Here is an 18,595-nt window from a genome sequence, read left to right as displayed (position 1 = left end):
TCGACGCCGCGCGCCGATCAGTGAAATTTTCAGTCCCGCATGCCGGGTCAGATCTGTGAACGATCACAGATCTGACCTCTCATCTCCGGGGCGCCGCGCCTACCTGTCCGCGTTGCCGGGCAGGTCCAGCCAGTGCTGCATGCAGACGATGAGCTCCTCGGCGTCCACCGGCTTGGTGACGTAGTCGCTCGCGCCCGACGACAGCGTCTTCTCCCGGTCGCCGTGCATGGCCTTGGCGGTGACCGCGATGATCGGCAGCTGGGCGAAGCGCGGCATGGACCGGATGGCGGTGGTGGCGGCGTAGCCGTCCATCTCCGGCATCATGATGTCCATCAGCACCAGGTCGACGTCGTCGTTGCGCATCAGCACGTCGATGCCCTTGCGGCCGTCCTCCGCGTACAGCACCTGCATGCCGTGCAGTTCGAGGATCGTGGTGAGCGCGAAGACGTTGCGCACGTCGTCGTCCACGACCAGCACCTTGCGGCCCACGAGCGCGCTGTCGACCTTCCCGAGCTCCTGCGCGCCGTCCTCCGAGGCCGGCTGCACGAGCGGCAGGACGCTGCCGGGCTCCTCGGCGGACAGGTGCAGGGTGATCCGCTCACGCAGCTCGTCGAGGCTGGGCAGGCGCTCCAGCGGCTGGTTGCGGGAGCGCACCTGCAGCAGGTCCTCCTGGGGCCGCGACAGCTTGCGCGAGTGGTGCGCGAGCACCGGCAGCGCGCGCAACGCAGGATCGGAGTCGAGCCCCTTGAGGAAGTCGGCCGCGGTGTCGTGCGGCATGCCGAGATCGAGCACGACGCAGTGGACGCTCTCCTGCCGCAGCATCGACAGCGCGGAGTGGGCGTCGTTCGCGGTCGACACCTGGACCCGCCCGTAGGTGTCGTGCAGGTCGGCTGCCACGCTCTGGGCCAGCATGGACAGCAGGCCGCCGGGCTTGGCCTCGACGACCAGCAGACGGCGCCCCGCCCCGCCGCCGTCCCGGCCGCCCGAGGCCGGCGCCGCCGCGGGCGCGTCGTGCGCGGCGACGGAGCGCGGGACGATCAGCGGCCCCTCCTCCCACGCCGCGGGTTCATCCCTCTGCGCGCCGTTGACGTGGGCCAGCGGGAGGTAGAGCGTGAACGTGCTGCCCTCGCCCAGCGTGCTGGTCGCGCGGATCTCACCGCCGAGCAGGGTCGCGATCTCCCGGCTGATCGACAGGCCGAGGCCGGTGCCGCCGTACTTGCGGCTGGTCGTGCCGTCGGCCTGCTGGAAGGCGTCGAAGATCTGCGAGAGGTTCTCCGCGGCGATGCCGATGCCGGTGTCCACCACGTGGAAGGCCAGGATCTCCTGGCCGGCGGCGTCCGGCAGGTCCACGTCGGCCGCCCGTTCGATGCACAGCTCGACCGAGCCCGCCTCGGTGAACTTGACCGCGTTCGACAGCAGGTTGCGCAGCACCTGCCGCAGCCGCTGCTCGTCGGTGAGCAGCTGGGCCGGCACGTCGGAGGCCACCGTCACCCCGAACCGCAGCCCCTTCTGGGTGGTCAGCGGGCGGAAGTTGGCGTCCACGTAGTCGAGCAGCTGACGCAGGCTGACCGGCTCCGGCGTGATGTCCATCTTGCCGGCCTCGATCTTGGACAGGTCGAGGATGTCGTTGATGAGCTGGAGCAGGTCGGTGCCGGCCGAGTGGATGACGTTGGCGTACTCCACCTGCTTGGGCGTGAGGTTGCGGGTGGGGTTCTGGGAGAGGAGCTGCGCCAGGATGAGCAGCGAGTTGAGCGGCGTGCGCAGCTCGTGGCTCATGTTGGCGAGGAACTCGCTCTTGTACTTGGACGCCAGCGCGAGCTGCTGGGCCCGGTCCTCCAGCTCCTGGCGGGCCTGCTCGATCTCGCTGTTCTTGGTCTCGATGTCGCGGTTCTGCTGGGCCAGCAGCTCCGCCTTCTCCTCCAGCTCGGCGTTCGAGCGCTGCAGCTCCTCCTGCCGCACCTGGAGCTCGGTGGCGAGCCGCTGCGACTCGGCCAGCAGCGCGTCGGTGCGGGCGTTGGCCACGATCGTGTTCACGTTGACGCCGATCGTCTCGACGAGCTGCTCCAGGAAGTTCCGGTGGATGCCGGCGAAGCGCCCGAGGCTGGCCAGCTCGATCACGCCGAGCACCTGGTCCTCGACCACGATCGGCAGCACGATGAGGTTGACGGGCCCGGCCTCGCCGAGACTGGACGACACGGTCAGGTAGCCCGGCGGGATGTCCTCCACCAGGATCGTGCGCCTGGCCTGCGCGGCCTGGCCGACCAGCGACTCGCCGAACGCGTGGCGGCGCGAGGCGTCGCGGTGGCCGTAGCAGCCGACCACCCGCAGCTCCGCGTCCGCGGCGGTCTCCTCGGCCAGCAGGAACGTGCCGTGCTGGGCGTTGACCAGCGGGGCCAGCTCGTTCATGACCAGCTCGGCGACCGCCGACAGGTCGCGGTGGCCCTGCATGAGCCCGGAGATGCGGGCGAGGTTGGTCTTGAGCCAGTCCTGCTCCTGGTTGGCCCTGGTCGACTCGCGCAGCGACTCCACCATGGAGTTGACGTTGTCCTTGAGGTCGGCCAGCTCGCCCTCGGCGTCCACGGTGATCGACCGGGTCAGGTCGCCGGAGGTGACCGCGCTGGTCACCTCGGCGATCGCGCGCACCTGGCGGGTGAGGTTGCCGGCCAGCTCGTTGACGTTCTCGGTCAGCCGCTTCCAGGTGCCCGACACGCCCTCGACCTCGGCCTGGCCGCCCAGCCGTCCCTCGCTGCCGACCTCGCGGGCGACGCGGGTGACCTCGGCGGCGAACGAGGACAGCTGGTCGACCATCGTGTTGATGGTCGTCTTCAGCGCGAGGATCTCGCCGCGGGCGACGACGTCGATCTTCTTCGTCAGGTCGCCCTGCGCGACGGCCGTGGTGACCTGGGCGATCGAGCGCACCTGGTTGGTGAGGTTGTCGGCCATCGAGTTGACGTTGTCGGTGAGGTCCTTCCAGGTGCCCGCGACGTTGGGCACCCGGGCCTGGCCGCCGAGCTGGCCCTCGGTGCCGACCTCGCGGGCGACGCGGGTGACCTCGTCGGCGAACGCGCTCAGCGTGTCGACCATGGTGTTGATGGTCTGGGCGAGCGCGGCGACCTCGCCCTTGGCCTCGACGGTGATCTTCTGCGACAGGTCGCCCTTGGCGACCGCGGTGGCGACCTGGGCGATCGAGCGCACCTGGCTGGTGAGGTTGGACGCCATCACGTTGACGGAGTCGGTGAGGTCCTTCCAGGTGCCCGAGACGCCGCGTACGGTGGCCTGGCCGCCCAGCCGTCCCTCGGTGCCGACCTCGCGGGCGACGCGGGTGACCTCGTCGGCGAAGGAGGACAGCTGGTCGACCATCGTGTTGATGGTCTCCTTCAGCTCCAGGATCTCGCCGCGGGCGTCGACGCGGATCTTCTGCGACAGGTCGCCCTTGGCGACCGCCGTGGTCACCTCGGCGATGCTGCGCACCTGGTCGGTGAGGTTGTCGGCCATGACGTTCACCGACTCGGTCAGCGCCTTCCACGTGCCGGAGACGCCCTTGACGTCGGCCTGGCCGCCCAGCCGTCCCTCGGTGCCGACCTCGCGGGCGACGCGGGTGACCTCGTCGGCGAACGCGCTGAGCGTGTCGACCATGGTGTTGATGGTCTGGGCGAGCGCGGCGACCTCGCCGCGGGCGTCGACGGTGATCTTCTGGGAGAGGTCGCCCTTGGCGACCGCGGTGGCGACCTGGGAGATGTTGCGGACCTGGCTGGTGAGGTTGCCGGCCATGAAGTTCACCGAGTCGGTGAGGTCGCGCCAGGTGCCCGACACGCCCTTGACGTCGGCCTGGCCGCCGAGCTGGCCCTCGGTGCCGACCTCGCGGGCGACGCGGGTGACTTCGTCGGCGAAGGATGAGAGCTGGTCGACCATGGTGTTGACGGTGTTCTTGAGTTCGAGGATCTCGCCGCGGGCGTCGACGGTGATCTTCTGGGAGAGGTTGCCGCGGGCCACGGCCGTGGTCACCTGGGCGATGGAGCGGACCTGACTGGTGAGGTTGCCGGCCATGAAGTTGACGGAGTCGGTGAGGTCGCGCCAGGTTCCGGCGACGCCGGGCACCTGTGCTTGGCCGCCGAGCTGGCCTTCGGTGCCGACTTCGCGGGCGACGCGGGTGACTTCGTCGGCGAAGGATGAGAGCTGGTCGACCATGGTGTTGACGGTGTTCTTGAGTTCGAGGATCTCGCCGCGGGCGTCGACGGTGATCTTCTGGGAGAGGTCGCCCTTGGCGACGGCGGTGGTGACCTCGGCGATGGAGCGGACCTGGCTGGTGAGGTTGCCGGCCATGAAGTTGACGGAGTCGGTGAGGTCGCGCCAGGTTCCGGCGACGCCGGGCACCTGTGCTTGGCCGCCGAGCTGGCCTTCGGTGCCGACTTCGCGGGCGACGCGGGTGACTTCGTCGGCGAAGGATGAGAGCTGGTCGACCATGGTGTTGACGGTGTTCTTGAGTTCGAGGATCTCGCCGCGGGCGTCGACGGTGATCTTCTGGGAGAGGTCGCCCTTGGCGACGGCGGTGGTGACCTCGGCGATGGAGCGGACCTGGCTGGTGAGGTTGCCCGCCATCGCGTTCACCGAGTCGGTCAGGTCCTTCCAGGTGCCCGACACTCCCGGCACCTCGGCCTGGCCGCCGAGCTGGCCCTCGGTGCCCACCTCCCGAGCCACGCGGGTCACCTCGGAGGTGAACAGGGACAGCTGGTCGACCATCCCGTTGAACACCGTCGCGATCTCCGTCAGCAGGCCGTCGCCGTCCTCGGGGAGCCGGGTGCCGAAGTCGCCGTCCCGTACGGCGGTGAGGCCTGCCAGGAGCTGCCGCAGATCCAGTTCGGGGTCACCGCCGGCGGCGCGTGATCGCGCACGCTTCGCGGTGCCTGCCCTCTCGACCATGTCCACCCTCGCGATCACCGTCATGAACAGGAGAAAGAAAGCATATAAAGCACTGCTGAAGGCCATGTCCCCTGTGTCCGCGGCCGCGGACGGAGCGGGCACACCGGCCTGCAAGGTTACCCGGCGGGTGATTGCGGCGGATCATCCTCGGAGGAGATGTGTCAGTGTCGATCGCGACTCCCGGATACATCCGCGGCGTGCACACGCCCCCCGCCGGAACGTCCCTCGCCGGCGCCACGCCGGGCGCGCCGGGTTCAGAGCCGGGGCTTTTTCGCCTGGTAGAGCCATGCGTCGAAGAAGGGGCGGAGGTTCTGCCCGCTGAGCCTCTCCGCGAGGGCGACGAAGTCGGCCGTGGTCGCCGTGCCGTGCCTGTTCCCCTGCGCCCAGGTCTTCAGCAGGGGGAAGAACACCTTGTCCCCGATCTTCGTACGCAGGGCCTGGACGGTCATCGCGCCCCGGAGGTACACCGCGTGCTCGTCGAACATGTGCGCCTGACCGGGATCGCCGGTCTTCAGGTTCCAGAAGTGGCCGGTCTTCCGGTAGTGCCGGTCGAAGATCTTCTTGGCGGTCGGCCCGCCGTGCTGCTCCTGGTAGAGCCATTCGGCGTACGTCGCGAAGCCCTCGTTGAGCCAGATGTCGCGCCAGCTCCGCACGCCGACGCTGTCGCCGAACCACTGGTGTGCCAGCTCGTGCACGATCTCCAGGTCGTCGGTCGGGCCGCCGCTGTAGACGGGCCGGCCCTGGGTCTCCAGCGCGGTCACGGAGCCGTCGCCGTCGGCGATGCCTCCCGTGGAGGAGAACGGGTAGGGGCCGAAGAGCCCGGTCTCCCACGCGACCGCCTTCGCCGTGAAGTCGTGCAGGTCCTTCGACTCATCCGCCAGCGACGGGTCGTAGGCGGTCACGTTGGGCATGCCGTCGACCGTGCCCTCGCTCACCACGAAGCGTCCGATCGCGACCGTGGCGAGATAGGGCGCCATCGGCTGCCTCATCTCCCATCGCGTGGTCCGGTAGCCGTCGGCGTCCGCGCCGCCGGTCCCCGTACGCTCGCCGTTGGCCAGCACGGTGAGATCCCCGGGTGCGGACACCCGGAAGGAGAAGGTGGCCTTGTCCGCCGGGCTGTCGTCGGCCGGGAACCAGCTGCGCGCGCCGTCCGGCTGGGACGCCACGTACGCGCCGTCCTTGGTCCTGATCCATCCCTGCTCGCCGGTCGCGTCCGAGACCGCCTTCGGGGCACCGGCGTAGGAGACCGCGACCGTGAACGTGCTTCCCGACCTCAGCCCGTTCGGCGGGGTGACCACCAGTTCCTGGCCGTCGCGCCGGTATGCGGCCCGGGCGCCGTTCACCAGTACGTCGCTGATCGACGGCCCGGAGAAGTCGAGGTTGAACCGCGACAGGTTCTGGGCGGCGATCGCGGTGATCGTCGTGGTGGCGTCCACCTTGTGGCCGTCGGGATCGAACCGCAGGCGCAGGTCGTAGTGTCCGACGTCGTAGCCGCCGTTGCCCTGGAGGGGGTAGTAGGGATCGCCCGCCCCCGCCGCCCCGGGAAGGAAGGTGACCGGTTCCGCGGCGGCCGGAGCCGCCGAGGACGCCATCACGGTGAGGCTCGCGGCGAGGGCGGCCAATTTACGCACCATCTCCCCATAATGGGGATTTTTGGTAGTAAGCGGTAATTCATCCCTACTAGTCACATTTGTGCCAATTTCCTCTTAAAACACACCTGTTACGGTGCTCACTCGGTCATCGCCGCGTCCACGAGGTCGAGGCCGAGGTCCTGTGCGTGCCGCACCGGCAGGCCGGCGTCCGTGAACCAGTCGTCGGTGGCCTCCGGATGCGGGCCGACCACGCCGACCCGGCCCGCGCCGTACGGCGCGACGAGGGCGGCCACGGCGCCGTTGGGGTAGGTGGCGAGGACGCTGGCCTTGTTGCCCGGGTCGAGCAGGAAGCAGGGTCCGTCCTGGAAGAACACGCTCCTGTCCCGGCCGCGCCACCGCACGTCGACGAGCGTGTCCTCCTCGCCCTCCACGGTCGAGCCCGGCGAGACGATGTACTGGTCGGTGTCGCCAGGCAGCAGGGCGAACCCCGGGGTGGCTCCGGCGAGATAGCCGCCGAGACAGAAGCCGAGATAACGGCCGCCTCGGGCGACGTAGTCGCGGAGCAGGCCGCGATGCCGCTTGAGATGCCGGTAGCCGCGGTCCAGATCCCCGCCACCGGGCTGGGCGTACACGGCGGCCCCGGCCAGCGCCTCCGCCGAGAGCGGGATCTCCTCGTGCGGGCCGGTGTAGCGGACGTCGAAGCCCCAGCGGCTGGCCTCCAGCAACCCGGCGACCGCCTCGGAGCAACCCGGGATCGAGGCCGGGCCCCGGTAGACGAGCGCGATCGGCCGCCCGGAGCGCGGCGGCGGGGCCTTCTCCTGGCGGAAGAGGCGGCGCAGGGCCCCGCGGACGCCGGTTGATCTCATGGTGTTCCTCGCACATCTGTCACGCGGCCTGCGCCGGGATGCCTCGCCAGCTCGTTCCCGGCGTGAGCCGCTCACCCTTCATCAGCAGCGACAGAGCACCGAGCGACACGTCCTCGCCCACCACCGAGTCGTAGAGCACGACGGCGCGGGCGCCGATGCTCGCGCCGGACCGTACGGTCACGGCGGACATCTTCATGACGCGGTCCTCGAAGAGATGGGTCTGCAGGGACACCCCCGATCCGATCGCGACGTCGTCACCGATCTCCACCAGGTCGAACTCGGTCATGTAGGTGGTCGCTATACAGGTGCGCCTGCCGATGCGGGCCCCGAACCAGCGCAGCACGGGCGGCAGGAACGGGGTGCCGGCCAGGAGAGCGACCCCGGCCGGGACCGCGGCGGCCTCGTACAGCCCGGTGACGAATTCCGTGCGCCGGACGAACCGGCTCCACAACGGCTCCACTCTCGGGCGATAGACGCCGATGAGGCGTCGCTTGAACCCTGCGCAGCAGCCGATCACCGCCAGCCCCGCCGCGCAGGCGACGAGCGGGGCGAAGACCGCGGCCGCGGGCAGGGACAGGACGCGGGCGAGCGCGTGCACGCCCAGCAGGTGGAGGTAGAAGCCCGTGGCGAACAGCGTCGCCGGGAGGGTGGCGCGGAAGAACTCGACGCCCAGGCGGTGGAGCACCAGCCGGCGGGGCGGCCGGAACGTCTGGTCCTCGGAGAACGAGCCGCTGTCCTGCCGCACGGGAAGGTGCATCGGGGGAGAGCCCAGCCACGAGGTGCCCTCGGGGACGCCGTCGGAGGGCGGGATCGTGCTGACGCCCACCAGGGACCCCGGTCCCATCCGCGTCCCCGCCGGGACGACCGCGGCGTTGCCGACGAACGCGCGCCTGCCCACCTCGGTCGGCAGGAAGGCGACCCGGCCGCGGGCGAAGTCCGCGGCTCCCACGCTCGCCATGTCGGCGACGAAGCTCTCCTCCCTCAGCGTCAGGAGATCGGGGTCGAGCTGCGCGGCCGTGGACACCTCCGTGCGACGGCCGATCCGCGCGCCGAGCAGCCGCAGCCACGGCGAGGTGTACAGCGTGCCGTAGAGCGAGTTGGTCGACCGCAGGCTGAACTCCAGGAGCTTGTCCACCGCCCACTTGCGTACGCCGAGCCAGGAACGCGCCGGGTGGACGCCGACCGGCGCCTTCGGCAGGACGAGGCGTTTGCCGGCGGCCACGGCCGCGCAGACGACGACCACGTACAGCGGGCCCGCCACCAGGACGGCGGCCGGGCCGGCCGCCAGACCCCAGGCGGCCACGGCCGCCCAGACGACCAGGACGCTCGGCACGATCGAGGCCACCGTGACCGCCTCAAGGCAGCCGAGGACCATCGCCGCCGCGGCCACGTGACGCGCCTTCCACCCGGCCGGGGCGGGGGCGCGCAGCATCGTCTCCACCACGGGCCCGAGCGACTCCACGGGGATCGGCGGCGACCCGGCCCACCGCGCTCCCTCGGGCACCGTCTCGCCCTGTGTCAGCGCCGACTGGTCGCCGAGCCCGGCGTCGGCGGCGACCCGCGCGCCCGGCCCGAGCACGACGCCGTTGCCGACGAACGCGTGCGGACCCACCTCCACGGGGGCGACGACCACCCAGCCGTCCACCACGATCCACGCGTGCAGGGAGGACCGGTATCCGACCGAGGCGCCCGCACCGATCCGCAGCATCGAGGGGAGGTTGACGTCGGCCGTCGCGACGGCGGCGCCGGGCCCGACCCGCGCGCCGAGCAGCCGCAGGTACGCCCCCATCATGGGGGAGCCGCTCAGCAGCGGCAGCGGGGAGACCGACAGCAGCAGCTGCAGCGCCCACAGCCGCACGTAGGTGACGCCCCACAGCGGATATCGGCCGGGCCGGACGCCGGCCGCCAGCGGTCGCGCGAGCAGCACCGGCAGCAGCCAGTGCACGCAGACGTAGGCGGTCGTCGCGGCCAGCGCCAGCGCGGTGAGCAGGCCGGCGCCGTCACCGGGCAGCAGCAGCCACCCCTCGTCCCTCCTGGGGACGCCGGGGATCGGGCGGGGGTTGGTCCACCCGTACAACGTGACGGAGACCGGCAGTGTGATCACGAGCAGCAGCAGGTAGATGACCACGCTCTGCGCGGCCCCGGCCGACGCGATCCGGCGGCCGCCGTGCCGCAGGGGAGCCGGGCGGGGCGGGGCGTCCGGCCCCGGCACGCCCGCACGGCCGCCCAGGCGGGTGGCGCCCAGGCGCGCGGCGAGCAGGTGCGCGGCGAGACGGCGCACGGTGGGGTTGGCGTAGAGGTCGCGCACCGCGAGGCACGCGCCGATCTGTGTGGCGCGCAGCAAGGACACCACGCGGGCCGCCAGCAGCGAGTGACCACCGAGGTCGGTGAAGAAGTCCGCCTCGACCGACAGCGACTCGGGGGCGAGGCCGAACGCCTCGGCCCATACCTCACGCAGGCCTGTCTCCAGCTCGCCCTCGGCGGGCGTCACCGGCCCCGAGCCCAGGAGACGCCGGCCGGTCGGCGGGGGCAGCTTCCCGCGGTCCACCTTGCCGCTCGGCATGGCGGGCAGCGCGGCGACGACATCCAGGAACGAGGGCAGCATGTACGACGGGAGCCTGCGGCGCAGCAGGTCGTGGAGCCGCCCGGCGAGGGCCGGATCGCCGTCCCCGCCGCCCGCCGCGGGCACGACGTAGGCGGCGAGTTCGCCGGCGGAGGCGTCCGCGCCGGGCACCGGCACGAGGGCGGCCACGGCCTCGGCGACGCCGGCGTCCTCCAGCAGCACGTTCTCGATCTCGCCGAGGTCCACCCGATGTCCCCGGATCTTCACCTCGGAGTCGGCGCGGCCCAGATACTCGATGTCCCCGGTCTCGGTCACGCGGCCGAGGTCCCCGGTGCGGTACAACCTGCGGCCGGGGGAGGCCAGCGGATGCTCGATGAAGCGGTCGGCGGTCAGGTCGGGACGGCCGACGTAGCCGCGGGCGACGCCGGGTCCCCCGATGCAGATCTCGCCGGTCTCGCCGTCCGGCACCGGCTCGCGCCGCTCGTCCAGCAGCACCACGGAGTAGGTCGGCAGCGGCCGGCCGATGGTGACCGGCCGCCCCGGCAGCAGTTCGGCGCAGGTCGCGGTGACGGTCGCCTCGGTGGGCCCGTACGTGTTGAGGATCCGGCGGCCCGGCCGGCTCCACCGCTCCACCAGGCGGGGCGGGCAGGGCTCGCCCCCGACGATCAGCGTGCGCAGGCGCGGCAGCTCACGCGGGATCGTCGCGAGCAGCGTCGGGACGCAGTAGAGCATCGTGATCTCGGCGCGGTCCAGGAAGTCCGCGAGCTCCGCGCCGAACTGCGGTAAGCCGGCCGGTCCCGCGACGAGGGCCGCGCCGGCCGACCACGTCGGCCAGATCTCCTCGATGGAGAAGTCGAAGGAGATCGTCATCCCCTGGTAGACCCGGTCGTGCGGCCGCACGCCGTACAGGCCCGGCACGACGTCCAGGAAGTTGCGGATGCTCGACTGCGCCACCTCGACGCCCTTGGGCCGGCCGCTCGACCCTGAGGTGTACATGACGTACGCGACCGGGTCGTCGTCGGCCGCGCCGTCGAGCGGGCGGGTGACCGGCGCGGCGGCGGCGAGGCCGGCGGAGGCGTCGAGGTCGAGCACGCGGTGCCCCGGCGCGACGGCGGCCGGCGACCGGTCCGACGTGGTGAGCACGAGGTCGACGCCGGCGTCGTCGAGGATGTAGCCGACCCGGTCCGGCGGCGACTGCGGGTCGATCGGCACGAACGCCGCGCCCGCCTTGCCCACCGCGAGCAGCGCCACGTACGTGTGCACCGACCTCGGCAGCAGGATCGCGACGCGGGATCCGCCTCCGATCCCCAGGTCGCGCAGCACGTGCGCCAGCCGGTTCGCCCGGGCCTCCAGCGCGGCGTAGGTCAGCCTCACCCGTCCGCACTCCAGGGCCGTCGCCCCCGGCGTCAGGTCGCAACGTGCCTCGAAGACGTGGTGCAGCCGTCCGCGTGATCGCCTGGACGGAATCCGTGAGCCGCCCCCGACCCCTGCTGTTCGCGATGCGTGACTCGGCATGATCACCCTTTGGCCGATCGCATGTGACTTGGGGCGGGTTCGTCGATCCGCATGAAGAGTGTCCGACGCGACCCGCGAGACGGACGCGGGATCATGTCCGCCGCCGGAACTCCTGAATCCCGATGACACCGCCGTGGGGCGGTCGTCCTAGGGAATGTGTGCCCCCGATGCCGTCACGCTCCGGCAGCGAATTCCCCAGACAGGGCAAAAGTCCGTCTCAGGAGTGCTGCTCGCGCTCGGCGACGAGGCGGGCGGTCTCGTCGGAGACCTCGCTGGCGAGGACCGCCGAGACCACGTCGACCAGATGGCTGGTGAACAGGCGGTCGTCCCGGGCCGGGGGGCCGCTCGCCCGGCGGGCCAGCTCGACGTACGTCATGCGGATCGCCATGAAGCGCTGGTGCAGGCGTACGGCGGCCTCGGGGAGCAGCGGGGCGACCAGCTCCCGCCAGCGGCCGATGCTGCCGCCTCCGTCCTCGGGAAGGCTGGGCGGCATCCGGTGGACCAGTTGCTCCATGACCCGCAGGTAGGCCCGGCCGCCGTCGGGGTCGGCCAGCTTGGCGGCGGCCGGGCGGACGAGCGCGGCGGCGAGCGTGCGGCGCGCCTGGGCCGGCGGCAGCGGGCGGCGTGCCTCGTACTCGTCCAGAAGCTGGTGGCGCCGCGCCTCGATCTCCGGCCGGTGCTTGGCGAGCACCGCCTTCAGCAGACCGGCGCGGTCGCCGAAGTGATACTGCAGCGCGGTGGAGTTGCGCTGCCCGGCGGCGGCGTTGATCTCGCGCAGCGAGACCGCGTCGATGCCGCGCTCGGCGAACAGGCGCTCCGCGGCGTCCACGAGCCGCCGGACCGTGGTCTCCGCCGCCATCACGCCTCCCTTGTCGCCCGTACGCCCGAAGGATACGGTAATTCAGGCGATCGCATTATTCGGTGTGTCAGCCGCATTAGCGTGCCGAGGGAGGACCATGGCCATCGACTTCACGCTCGCCCCCGAGCACGAGGAGATACGCGGGCGGGTGCGGACGTTCGTCCAGGAGACGGTGATCCCGGCGGTGAAGCCGTTCGAGGACTCCGAGGACAAGGCGCTCACAAGGAACGAATACCTGCGCACGATCGTCGGCCTGCGCCGCAGGGCGAAGGAGGAGGGGCTCTGGCTGCCGCACATGCCCCAGGAGTGGGGCGGCATGGGCCTCGGCCACGTGGAGCTGGCCATGGTGCAGGCCGAGGCGGCCAAGACCCGGCTCGGCCCGTGGGTGCTCAACTGCGCGGCGCCCGACGAGGGCAACATGCACACGCTGCTGCACTGGGGCACCGACGAGCAGAAGGAGCGCTACCTGCGGCCGCTTCTCGACGGCGTGAAGATGTCGTGCTTCGCGATGACCGAGCCCGAGGTGGCCGGCTCCGACCCGACGCTCATCCGCACGAACGCCGTGCAGGACGGCGACGAATGGGTGATCAACGGGCACAAGTGGTTCATCTCCAACGCCCGCAGGGCGAGCTTCGCCATCCTGATCGCCAAGACCGAGTTCGACCTGCCGGAGGGCGCGCGGGGCGCCAACACCGCCTTCCTCGTGGACCTGCCCGCCGACGGCTGGAACGACGTACGCGAGATCGAGACCATGCACGGCTCGACCGGCCACAGCGAGATCGTCATCACCGACCTGCGCCTGCCGGACTCCGCCGTGCTCGGCGGCCGGGGCAACGGCCATCGGCTGGGGCAGTATCGCCTCGGCCCGGCCCGGCTGGCGCACTGCATGCGGTGGATCTCCCAGGCGGAGACGGCCCTCGACATGATGGTGGGCAGGGCGCTGGACAGGGTCAGCCACGGATCGCCGCTCGCCGACAAGCAGGGCGTGCAGTGGATGATCGCGGACTCGGCCATGGAGCTCTACCAGTGCAAGCTCATGGTCCTGCACGCCGCCTCGAAGATCGACAAGGGTGAGGACTTCCGCACCGAGGTCTCGATGGCCAAGCACTTCGTGGCCAACAGCCTGAACCGGATCGTCGACCGCGCCATCCAGGTCCACGGGGCGCTCGGCTACTCGACCGACACTCCGCTGGCGCACATGTTCCAGCACGCGCGGTGGGCGCGGTTCGCCGACGGCGCCGACGAGATCCACCAGATGCGCATCGCGCAACGCACCATCGAGGCGTACCGGGCCACCGGCTCGACCAGGGCCGCGACGGGAGGACTGCCGCTGTGAACACCGACGACATCTCCGGCAAGGTCGCGCTCGTCACCGGGGGTGCGGGCGGCATCGGCGCGGGTGTCGCCCGTCGCCTGGCCGCGTACGGCGCGCACGTCGTGCTGGCCGACGTCGACGCCGAGGCCGGCGTGCGCACCGCCGAGGAGATCGGCGCCACGTTCGTACGGACCGACGTGTCGCGGCTGGAGGACAACCAGGCCGCGGTCGCGCTCGCGCTCGAGCGGCACGGGCGGCTCGACCTCGCCTTCCTCAACGCCGGTGTCGCCTCCGGGTTCGGGCTCGGCGGGGACTTCGACCTCGACCGCTACCGGCGCGCGATGGGGGTCAACCTCGACGGCGTCGTCTTCGGCGTGCACGCCGCGCTGCAGGCGATGCGGGCCGGGGGCGTGATCGTGGCCACCGCGAGCATGGCGGGAATCGTGGGCATCCCCTCCGATCCCGTCTACGCGGCCAACAAGCACGCCGTCGTCGGGCTCGTCCGCTCGCTCGGCCCGCAACTGGAGCCCCTCGGCGTCCGGGTGCAGGGGCTGTGCCCGTCGTTCGCGGACACGCCGATCCTCGACGCCGAGGTCAGGGCGCTGCTGGACGAGCTGAAGTTCCCGATCCTCGACGTCGAGACGGTCGTCGACGCGTTCTTCTCGCTGCTGGCGAGCGAGGGCACCGGCGAGTGCTGGTTCGTGGTGCCCGGCCGCGAGAGCGGGCCCTTCGCCTTCCGCCGCGCCCCCGGACCTCGATGAGCCGGTATGAGCAAGTTGTCAGCTTTTGGGGGGTGATTCGGTAGCGTGCCGCTGTCGGTTCGGCGGCGGAACGAGGGCGACGATGACCACCTGGGCGGACTTCCAGTACGAGATCTACCTCAACGGCATGACCGGGACCGTGCCCCGGCTGCCGACCGACCTGACCCGGCTGGAGGAGATGGCCGAGCGGCGGCTCGGCCCGGGTCCGGTCGGCTATGTCGCCGGCAGCGCGGGCAGCGGGCGCACCGAGCGCGCCAACCGCGAGGCGCTCGACCGCTGGCGGATCGTGCCGAGGATGCTGCGCGACGTGCGTGAACGCGACCTGTCGGTGACCCTGCTGGGCAGGGCGCTGCCCGCGCCGCTGGCCCTGGCGCCGATCGGCGTGCTGTCGATCATGCATCCGGAGGCCGAGCGGGCCGCCGCGCGCGCGGCCGCCGCGACCGGCGTGCCCTTCATCCTGTCGTCGGCCTCCAGCACGCCGATGGAGGACGTGGCGGCGGCCATGGGGGACGGCGAGCGGTGGTTCCAGCTCTACTGGGGCAAGGACCGCGAGGTCACCCTCAGCTTCCTCGCCCGGGCCAGGGCGGCGGGGTTCACCGTGCTGGTCGTCACCCTCGACACGCCGCTGCTGGCCTGGCGGCCCCGCGACCTCGACCAGGCCTACCTGCCGTTCCTGCGGGGCGTCGGCACCGCCAACTACTTCACCGACCCGGCGTTCCAGGCCGGGCTCGCCCGGCCCGTGCACGAGGACCCGAACGCCGCCGTCCTGCACTTCGTGGGCATGTTCGGCGACCCGGGCAAGACGTGGCCGGACCTCGCCCTGCTCCGCGAGCACTGGGACGGCCCGATCGTGCTGAAGGGCGTCCTGCACCCCGACGACGCCCGGCTGGCCGCCGACGCCGGGATGGACGGCGTCGTCGTCTCCAACCACGGCGGACGTCAGGTCAACGGCTCGATCGGGGCGGCCGACGCCCTGCCGGCCGTCGCCGACGCCGTGGCCGACCGGCTCACCGTGCTGTTCGACGGCGGCATCCGCACCGGGGACGACGTCGTCAAGGCGCTCGCGCTCGGTGCCAGGACCGTGCTGCTCGGCCGTCCGTACGCGTACGGGCTGGGCCTGGACGGCCAGGCGGGCGTGGAACACGTGATCCGCTGTGTGCTGGCGGAGACCGATCTCACCCTGGCCCTTTCCGGCTGCGCCGGGGTCGCCGCGCTCACCCCGGACCTGCTCACACGGATCTGACGCGACCCTGAGCCGCTGGGGGCCGCCGCGTCCGGTGCTCCGGCAGCCTGGATCAGGTGGCCGAACCGAGGTCCTCGGCCAGGGCCTCCTCCTCCAGTTCCTCCCGCCGAGCGGCGGCCGGACCGGCGGCGGCCGCCTCGGCGGCCTGGGCGCGCTCGGCCTCGCCGAGCTGCCGGTGCGCCGTGGTCAGGACGAGCGCGCCGAGGAGCACGGCCGCGGCCCCCAAGTAGAACGGCACGTGCTGACTGTCGAAGTGCTCGGCGAGCTCGCCCGCGACGAAGGGCGCGAGCCCGCCGCCGATGAAGCGGATGAAACCGTACGACGCGGAGGCGATGGGCCGCTCCACCGGCGAGATGGTCATGACCGCCTGGGTCGTGACCGTGTTGTTGACGCCGATGAAGATGCCGGCGACGATCACGCCGCAGATCACGGCGATCCGGTTGTCGGTGAACAGCGCGATCACCAGGATGTCGAGGCTGAACAGCACGAGGTTGGCGTACAGCGTGCGGGCGATGCCGAAGCGGGCCTGCAGCCGCGGGGCGCCGAACACCGAGAAGATCGCGACGAGGATTCCCCAGCCGGTGAAGACGAGGCCGAGCTGGTGCTCGTCGAGCTCCATCGGGTAGGGCGCGTAGCCCAGCACGGTGAAGAAGCCCCAGTTGTAGCAGAGCGCGGTCAGGCCCAGGATGAGCAGGCCGCGGTGGCGCAGGGCCTTGATCGGCGCCGCGATGCCGGTCTTCCTCGCCGGCGTGGGCGTGGGCCGCACCAGGGTGATGGTGGCGATCAGCGCGATCGCCATCAGGACCGCGACGCCGTAGAACGGGCCGCGCCAGCTGATGCCGCCGAGCACGCCGCCCAGCAGGGGGCCGACCGCGATGCCGACGCCGAGCGCGGTCTCGTACAGGATGATCGCTCCGGCGAAGCCGCCACTGCTCGACGCGACGATGACGGCGAGCGAGGTGGCAATGAACAGGGCGTTGCCGAGGCCCCAGCCGGCGCGGAAGCCGACGATGCCGCCGATGCCGCCGGACGTCCCGGCGAGGGCGGCGAACACCACGATCAGGGCGAGGCCCACGATGAGGGTGCGCTTGGCGCCGATCCGGCTGGAGACCCACCCGGTGACCAGCATCGCCACGGCGGTGACGACCAGGTAGCTCGTGAACAGCAGCGACACCTGGCTGGGCGTGGCGTGCAGCTTCGTGCTGAGGGCGGGCAGGATCGGGTCCACCAGCCCGATCCCCATGAAAGAGATCACGCAGGCGAAGGCGACGGCCCAGACCGCCTTCGGCTGCTTGAAGGGGTTTGAGACAGGGGCATGAGCAGAGCTCACCGGACCTCCTGGGAGTCAGCGAGGGGGAGCGCCCTGATCCCTACTCGTCCGCCGTGCCCTGGAGCAGGCGCAGGAGCAGGGGGAGGAACTCGCCGGCGACCCGCGTGAGCTCACGCAGCTCGCCGGGGGACAGCGTGCCGAGCATCTCGGTGAGCCGCTCTCTGCGCCGCCGTCGCCGCTCGGCCAGCAGGGCCCGGCCGGCGTCGGTGACGCTGACCCGCACCGCGCGGCCGTCGAGGTCGTCGACCGCCCGGCATACCAGGCCTTCGCGCTCCAGGCGCTGCACGAGCTGGGTCATCGACGGCTGGGTGACGGCCTGCCGCGCGGCCAGGACGCTCAGCCGCTGCGGGCCGTTGCGGTGCAGGTACGACAGGGTCGTCGCGGCCGTGAGGCTGAGGTCACCCTGCACGGACAGCCGCCGCACGGCGAGCACCGCGAGTTCGTCCAGGACGGCGGCGACCGTCTGGGGCTCATCAGGGGAATCGGCGCTCGGGGTGACGGACACAGGTGTTCCTCCGGACGGGATCCGAATTACATAGGAAGCTTATACAACTGCCCGGAGTGCACCGCATCGCCCCCTCGTCCAGCCTTCAGCAGGAGCAGCGGCGAGGCGCCGGCCGAGCGCGCGGGCGAACGGGTCGCCCTGCCACGAGCGCCTGTCGTCTGGTCGCGCCCGGCGTTCGCTCGCTGCGTTCACGCCGGCTCGTCCACCAATTCCCGCGGCCTCGCGACGTCCTGCCCGTCGTGTCCGTCCTGTCCCATGGCGCTCAGTTGCGCGGCGTCCCGGCCGGGAGAGGCCCCGAACACCTTGCGGTACTCCCGGCTGAACTGTGACGGGCTTTCGTAACCGACGAAATAGCCGATCTCCGCCACGTTCCCCGACCGGGTCATGAGCAGAGTGCGGGCCGTCTGGAGACGGATCTGTTTCTGGAACTGGACCGGCGTCATCGACGTCGCCGCGCGGAAGTGCCGGTGAAAGGACGACGCGCTCATACCGCAGAGCTCCGCCAGATCCGTGACGGTGAGCTGCTCCCGGTAGTGCTCGCGGATCCAGCGGATTCCCCGGGAGATGTGCGCGAGATTGCCGTCGACGAGGCCGATCTGCCGTACGAGCGCACCCTGGTCGCCGTTGATGAGCCACCAGAGGATCTCCCGCTGATATCCGGGCGCGAGCACGCGCAGGTCGTCCGGCCGGTCCGCGAGGCGCAGCAGACGTACGACGGGATCCAGCAACTCCGGCGAGGCGTCGCTCACCGCCATTCCGGTGAACGCCGGGGGCTTGCCGGCCGCGCCCGTCTCCAACAGGAGCGGCGCGATGTCCGCCGGGCGCAGAGACATGCTGAAGACGACGAACGGCTTGTCCGGCGAGGCTTCCAGGGCCTGGCCGATCACCGGGAGGTCCACCGACACGACGAGGTACTGCCCGGCGCGGTAGTCGTACGGGACCCCGTTGAGCACCGTGCGTTTGACACCCTGCGCGACGATCGCGAGCGACGGCGAGGAAAACGTGCCGACCGGGGATGTGGGCCGGTCCGCGGACGCGATGGTCACTCCGTCCGCGATCCTCCGGCGAGGGCCGTCGGCGGTGTGGCGCGTGATCAGCCCCCGCATCTCGTCAAGGAGGTCCATGC

11 protein-coding genes are annotated in these 18,595 nt (G+C 71.5%); 3 read left to right on the top strand and 8 right to left on the bottom strand.

The window, feature by feature from the left end:
• Positions 1 to 99 precede the first annotated feature (99 nt).
• The 5 genes from FLX07_RS19870 to FLX07_RS19850 all read right to left on the bottom strand — a co-directional run bounded on the left by FLX07_RS19870 (position 100) and on the right by FLX07_RS19850 (position 12,315).
• Complete coding sequence (locus FLX07_RS19870) at positions 100 to 4,944, bottom strand: HAMP domain-containing protein (RefSeq protein WP_244311162.1); 4,845 nt, start codon at positions 4,942 to 4,944, stop codon at positions 100 to 102.
• Positions 4,945 to 5,174: 230 nt separating this feature from the next.
• Entirely contained in the window at positions 5,175 to 6,554 is a 1,380-nt protein-coding gene (locus FLX07_RS19865) for a M1 family metallopeptidase (protein ID WP_142572308.1), read from the bottom strand.
• 95 nt (positions 6,555 to 6,649) lie between these two features.
• Positions 6,650 to 7,378, bottom strand: coding sequence for a BPL-N domain-containing protein (locus FLX07_RS19860; RefSeq protein ID WP_142572307.1), 729 nt, complete (start codon positions 7,376 to 7,378; stop codon positions 6,650 to 6,652).
• A 19-nt stretch (positions 7,379 to 7,397) separates the two neighbouring features.
• Positions 7,398 to 11,456: a Pls/PosA family non-ribosomal peptide synthetase gene (locus FLX07_RS19855; RefSeq protein ID WP_142572306.1), complete on the bottom strand. Its 4,059-nt coding sequence runs from the start codon at positions 11,454 to 11,456 to the stop codon at positions 7,398 to 7,400.
• A 217-nt stretch (positions 11,457 to 11,673) separates the two neighbouring features.
• Positions 11,674 to 12,315, bottom strand: coding sequence for a helix-turn-helix domain-containing protein (locus FLX07_RS19850; RefSeq protein WP_142572305.1), 642 nt, complete (start codon positions 12,313 to 12,315; stop codon positions 11,674 to 11,676).
• 97 nt (positions 12,316 to 12,412) lie between these two features.
• On the opposite strand from FLX07_RS19850, the gene FLX07_RS19845 reads away from it, so the two are divergent.
• From FLX07_RS19845 to FLX07_RS19835, 3 genes are all read left to right on the top strand, one after another.
• On the top strand, positions 12,413 to 13,651 hold the full coding sequence (locus FLX07_RS19845; RefSeq protein ID WP_142572304.1) for an acyl-CoA dehydrogenase family protein: 1,239 nt from the start codon (positions 12,413 to 12,415) through the stop codon (positions 13,649 to 13,651).
• Entirely contained in the window at positions 13,648 to 14,391 is a 744-nt protein-coding gene (locus FLX07_RS19840) for an SDR family NAD(P)-dependent oxidoreductase (RefSeq protein ID WP_142572303.1), read from the top strand. Before FLX07_RS19845 ends, FLX07_RS19840 begins: the two co-directional genes overlap by 4 nt.
• Before the next feature lie 82 nt (positions 14,392 to 14,473).
• Positions 14,474 to 15,634, top strand: coding sequence for a lactate 2-monooxygenase (locus FLX07_RS19835; protein WP_142572302.1), 1,161 nt, complete (start codon positions 14,474 to 14,476; stop codon positions 15,632 to 15,634).
• Positions 15,635 to 15,686: 52 nt separating this feature from the next.
• Here the strand turns inward: FLX07_RS19835 and FLX07_RS19830 are convergent, their stop codons facing one another.
• The 3 genes from FLX07_RS19830 to FLX07_RS19820 all read right to left on the bottom strand — a co-directional run bounded on the left by FLX07_RS19830 (position 15,687) and on the right by FLX07_RS19820 (position 18,593).
• Positions 15,687 to 16,964: an MFS transporter gene (locus FLX07_RS19830; RefSeq protein WP_142572301.1), complete on the bottom strand. Its 1,278-nt coding sequence runs from the start codon at positions 16,962 to 16,964 to the stop codon at positions 15,687 to 15,689.
• A gap of 40 nt (positions 16,965 to 17,004) precedes the next feature.
• The gene (locus tag FLX07_RS19825) at positions 17,005 to 17,469 is read right to left on the bottom strand and encodes a MarR family winged helix-turn-helix transcriptional regulator (RefSeq protein ID WP_208762292.1); all 465 of its coding nucleotides are present in this window, start codon (positions 17,467 to 17,469) and stop codon (positions 17,005 to 17,007) included.
• Between the two features lie 188 nt (positions 17,470 to 17,657).
• The gene (locus FLX07_RS19820; protein ID WP_142572300.1) at positions 17,658 to 18,593 is read right to left on the bottom strand and encodes an AraC family transcriptional regulator; all 936 of its coding nucleotides are present in this window, start codon (positions 18,591 to 18,593) and stop codon (positions 17,658 to 17,660) included.
• Between the last annotated feature and the right edge of the window lie 2 nt (positions 18,594 to 18,595).

The sequence above is a fragment of the Microbispora bryophytorum genome (genome assembly GCF_006874465.1).
Lineage (GTDB): Bacteria > Actinomycetota > Actinomycetes > Streptosporangiales > Streptosporangiaceae > Microbispora > Microbispora bryophytorum.
Note: the sequence above shows the minus strand (reverse complement) of the source record. Positions and strands in the feature narration are given on the sequence as shown.